Origin of the sequence: Marinobacter alkalisoli (genome assembly GCF_045449855.1) — a bacterium.
GTDB lineage: Bacteria > Pseudomonadota > Gammaproteobacteria > Pseudomonadales > Oleiphilaceae > Marinobacter.
The window spans coordinates 1-4,123 of sequence record NZ_JBJJLC010000039.1 but is presented as its reverse complement, the minus strand read 5'-3'; the positions used below and the strand labels follow the sequence as shown (position 1 = coordinate 4,123).

Genomic DNA, 4,123 nt, shown 5'->3' with positions numbered 1-4,123 from the left:
GGCGTTAGGAGAAAAATTGGGGCTTCTCGAGTTTAAGCAGGCCGTGTTAGGTCTGCCTGTAAATCACGTATGGCTTGGTCATGGCTCTGCCATATTTGTTGAGTTGGGTGAACTGTCACCGACTTATCTGCGTGATGGCTCCACTGGTAACCCGAGCGGTAATTTTACGCTCATGGTTGAGTGGAGCTGGCGAATCGAAAAGCCTCGATCCATCTTGGGCGGCAGCTATAGCTCGGCACGTCGGTGGCCCAGCATGTTAAAAAAGTTGCTGGGCTCGACGGTTACTGGTTTAGAGACAATTGGTGCGATCCCCGAGATACAGTTGAGCCTTTCTAACGGGACCCGAGTTGTCTCCTTCATGACAGAGAGTGGGCAGCCGCAGTGGGCTCTAATTTCTAGGCAACCTGGGTTTGGGACCTTGTGTGTCAAAAATGGCAGAGTTTGCGTTGATTCCGGAAACTCCTAACCAGGCCAGTCACGGCGACGTCTACTACATTGCGGCTGCGCCTTCATTTCGTAGCCGCGCGTGCTGAGCGGCGTTAGCACTTTATGAAATTTGAGCTTCTCGTTGGAAAAAGAGCACTGGGTAGCGCACATGCTAGGGATTACACCACTTGGGCAGAGTCCTTGCTGTACGAGGATATAGAATCTGAGAATGTTGCTATCCTCGCAAGCATTGGGCTTGAACGAGATCCAGACTCAGAAGAAGTCGAGCTATATTTTCAAAGGTCGCTAACCGATCTTGATCTGCTATTGCCGCCAGATGAGGATGCCCTACAAGTTTATGCGGCAGATCTTTGTGAGCAAATCGTATCGGGTGATCTCGACCCCGAGATAGGTGCTGACACCCTAGCGGGTTTCTACTCGAGGTCCGATTACGAGGCCATATACAGCATTTGGGATGACCTAAGCGAAGACCTTTGGATGGTGAGTAATCAAGACGGTTGCATTTTTAATACTGGGTTAACCAAAGAGAATGCCAGTGGTTACATCAAGAACGTAGCTTCTCAGTTTATTTTTCTCCTTCAGGCTAATTTGCCAGAAGATTTTCTTCACTTGAGCGCCTGTCCTGAGTGCGGATACATTGGAAAGCATGAGCTTGAGGTCATAGATATGCCGTGGATGCCGGAACAACTATTCAGGCTGATTTATAAGCGAGGTCAAACGCAAAGGGTCATTTGCCCAAGGTGCAAAAGGCCGTTTCCGAACAACATGAGTGATTATGAAGGTCGGAAGCAGTACCTTGGAAGCAGGTGCTAACAATGCCAGTCACGGTGACGGTTACTACATTGCGGCTGCGCCGCCATTCCGTAACCGCGCGTGCTGAGCGGCGTTATAAGCCTTTAGCGGCTTCGGGTGAATAATGAGCAAAACACGAAATCCAGGTCCTGTAATTACTGCTCAAACCGGCTGGGAAGAAGCTTTCCTCATCGGGACTGAGCAAGAGTTGCTCGAATTTGCGGAGAGCATAATTCAAGCTGTGCGTTCTGCAAAAAAAGAAGCTTTCTTTGGCGAAGAAGCCCACGTGTCAAAGTTCTATGCCGTCACGGGCCAATACAGCGAAGTCCTATTTGATTGGCTAGTGGTCACAAAGGACAGTAAACAAACAATTGAACTTGCGAATAAAGTGCAAGGCTTATAACAAGGCCATTAAGTCTGTTCCGGGCCGATGGCCCTCCACCGGACGCCCTATTCAGGGCGCCGCTTATGGCTGACGTTAAAACGTAATCATGCAGAGTATGAGAGATAGGCTCCAGAAGGTAAGGGAAAGCCACAGGTCGGTGGCTACGACGCTGTTTCCAATAATCTATATTTTCTTCGCGGCCCTTTTGATTTTCTCGGCGGGTTACGGTTTTACGAAACCAGAAGCACCAGTGATAAAGCTACTTGTTGGGTTCTTCATCGGGGCGGGTCTTTCCGTCCTCGCGTTTTTTCTGCGAAGACAAAGTGTTGTGGCTAGAGTAACGAACTGTCTTGTTCTCTTGGTCATGATAGCAGTAGTTTTGTTGGCGGAATCCGAAATGCCAATTCTTATGGAAGTGGTGGGCGTCCTAATGGTCTCGGTATTTGTTGGATTCGAAGTGAAGGAGTTGGTTTCTGGTTTTAACAAATTGTTGTAGTACGTTCCGGGCCGATGGCCCTCCACCGGACGACTTTTTCTTCGCTTCGCTACGTAAAAGCCGCCGCTAAACAAGGCGTTATACAGAAATTCATCATCTATCGAGAGGCTCAAATGGCCGATAAAGAAATCAATTGGGATAAGCATTTTTCAAAGCTGACCTGGAACGATGTGTATGAGAACTCACCGTTCTTTCATGGCCAACGCCTTCCCACACTCTTCAGCCCTGACAGAACCCGTATCTATATTTCCTCTCTGGATCTCGAGTTTGCGACCGATAACGCACGGGAGCTCGCAGACGCACTCGAAGGTATAAAGTCGACATTCGATATGGCAAAGCGTTCGAATGGGTATTACAAAATGGCGATGGCCCAAAGTGATTTTTCAGCTGTGCAAGGTTTGCTGTCTGAACTTGGCGCAGATGAGGCAAGCCACCGCTTGGTCGAGGATTCTGTATAACCAAGTGTTGTAGTACGTTCCGGGCCTTCGGCCCTGCACCGGACGCCCATTTCGCTGCGCTACATGGGCGCCGCTAAACAACGGCGTTATGTTGCAATGAGGTATACACCTTGAGCGGTACCGAAAAACTATCTGCAATATCTGCCGTCGCCAACGGTGCAAGCATCTCACCGGCTGGCAAGGCCAAATATCGGGTAGGCAACTCTACGGTTCACGTAAGGTTCTGCTCGAGTAGCGCTGCAGCGAGCGATAAATACAAATTCAACATAAACCCAAATACGCTGTCGGCTGATTACGAATTGTGGGTGTGCGGTAGTGCTGCAACGTACTACCTCATCCCAGTATCTGTCATGCGAGACATTTACGATAATCCAAACACCTACGAAGATCGGCACCATCCAGGCATCAAGGTTGTGTCAGTAGATGCCGCCTCCCATACAGTCACCTATGCTACTGGTGGTGTTCGCTTAAACCTCTCAAGCTACTTCAGTAGCAGGCTGGAAAATGCAACATAACCAGTCGCTTAAGTGCGTTCCCGGCCTGATGGCCGTCCACCGGACGTCCCTAACGGGCCGCCGCTTAGCTTTGCGTTAAATTCTTGGGAGGCGTCGTGTCACTGCGGCATGTGCTTGGGATAATCATACTCGGCCACTCTGCCTTTGTAGCTGTTCAACTCGCCATGAACTTCGATGATCTCCGGCAGCAGGCAACGGCTTTCGCAGCACCACTAGACCCGTTTTTGTATCTTTCAGGCTTCGTTGCTTTCAATGCTTTAATAATCATTGCAGCAGCCAGCCTTGGGGCCTATTTAATGCGGGCGAAAGAGCTCAAGCTCTTGTGGGTACTACCTCTTGCAATAGTAGCTTCGCTCTACGGTGGTTATAGTTTGGGGATTGGTGCCGCTGCATTCGGCCTATGCCTACGGGAGCGGTATCAGTCCAGAAAAATTTAACAAAGTGTTGTAGTACGTTCCGGGCCTGGCGGCCCTACACCGGACGCCCATTTCGCTGCGCTACATGGGCGCCGCTAAACAACAGCGTTATGTGGCAAAAGGACTATAGCCATGGAGGTCAGAACCAGCCCTTTGAGCGAGCCACAGTTGCAGCAGGAAATTGGCTATCTTGCTGCTTTTCTCACAAAAGAGGGTATTCGGGAACTTCATGTTGCCTTTGGCTGGGACTGTAACCTTTCGATCGACGACATGTGGCAGTACCAACCGATAAACACCGAGGAATTGTCATCATTCCTGTCGGAGGCTGAGGAAAGAGGGACTTTCACACTGGGCAAAGGCGACCTCTTTTTTCGCTGCAAAAACTTTGAGTTCGTTCTTTGCCATGAGGCTGATATCCATTTAGAGTCTTTTCAGTCGCGGCAAACTGAGTTCGAGGAACGTTGGTTTAACTTAGGCTATGAACCGTACAGCGTGCTGGCCAGAGAGAGCACATAACCAATCATTCCAGTTCGTTCCGGGCCTGGCGGCCCTCCACCGGACGCCCTTTTCTCCGCTTCGCTACAAAAAGGTCGCCGCTGAATCGTGGCGTTAAA

Annotated in this window: 8 protein-coding genes; all 8 read left to right on the top strand. The window is 50.0% G+C overall.

Annotation, left to right across the window (positions count from 1 at the left end):
- Nucleotides 1-466: hypothetical protein (locus tag ACJO5Y_RS15550; protein WP_406988471.1), on the top strand; the 466-nt coding region annotated here is incomplete at its 5' end.
- 83 nt (nt 467-549) lie between these two features.
- Nucleotides 550-1,260, top strand: coding sequence for a hypothetical protein (locus ACJO5Y_RS15545; RefSeq protein ID WP_406988470.1), 711 nt, complete (start codon nt 550-552; stop codon nt 1,258-1,260).
- A gap of 103 nt (nt 1,261-1,363) precedes the next feature.
- Nucleotides 1,364-1,642: a hypothetical protein gene (locus ACJO5Y_RS15540; RefSeq protein ID WP_406988468.1), complete on the top strand. Its 279-nt coding sequence runs from the start codon at nt 1,364-1,366 to the stop codon at nt 1,640-1,642.
- Between the two features lie 139 nt (nt 1,643-1,781).
- Nucleotides 1,782-2,120, top strand: coding sequence for a hypothetical protein (locus ACJO5Y_RS15535; protein ID WP_406988466.1), 339 nt, complete (start codon nt 1,782-1,784; stop codon nt 2,118-2,120).
- A 113-nt stretch (nt 2,121-2,233) separates the two neighbouring features.
- The gene (locus ACJO5Y_RS15530) at nt 2,234-2,578 is read left to right on the top strand and encodes a hypothetical protein (RefSeq protein WP_406988465.1); all 345 of its coding nucleotides are present in this window, start codon (nt 2,234-2,236) and stop codon (nt 2,576-2,578) included.
- A gap of 110 nt (nt 2,579-2,688) precedes the next feature.
- Nucleotides 2,689-3,093 (top strand): hypothetical protein, encoded by a 405-nt coding sequence (locus tag ACJO5Y_RS15525; RefSeq protein ID WP_406988464.1) that lies wholly within the window; start codon nt 2,689-2,691, stop codon nt 3,091-3,093.
- Nucleotides 3,094-3,188: 95 nt separating this feature from the next.
- Nucleotides 3,189-3,530, top strand: a complete 342-nt coding sequence (locus ACJO5Y_RS15520) for a hypothetical protein (protein WP_406988463.1) — start codon at nt 3,189-3,191, stop codon at nt 3,528-3,530.
- A gap of 111 nt (nt 3,531-3,641) precedes the next feature.
- On the top strand, nt 3,642-4,025 hold the full coding sequence (locus ACJO5Y_RS15515) for a hypothetical protein (protein WP_406988455.1): 384 nt from the start codon (nt 3,642-3,644) through the stop codon (nt 4,023-4,025).
- Nucleotides 4,026-4,123 lie beyond the last annotated feature (98 nt).

Excerpts from the sequence above, each read along its gene's own strand:
- ACJO5Y_RS15515 (WP_406988455.1), top strand. The coding sequence starts at position 3,642 with ATGGAGGTCAGAACCAGCCCTTTGAGCGAGCCACAGTTGCAGCAGGAA.
- ACJO5Y_RS15545 (WP_406988470.1), top strand. The coding sequence starts at position 550 with ATGAAATTTGAGCTTCTCGTTGGAAAAAGAGCACTGGGTAGCGCACAT.
- ACJO5Y_RS15540 (WP_406988468.1), top strand. The coding sequence starts at position 1,364 with ATGAGCAAAACACGAAATCCAGGTCCTGTAATTACTGCTCAAACCGGC.
- ACJO5Y_RS15530 (WP_406988465.1), top strand. The coding sequence starts at position 2,234 with ATGGCCGATAAAGAAATCAATTGGGATAAGCATTTTTCAAAGCTGACC.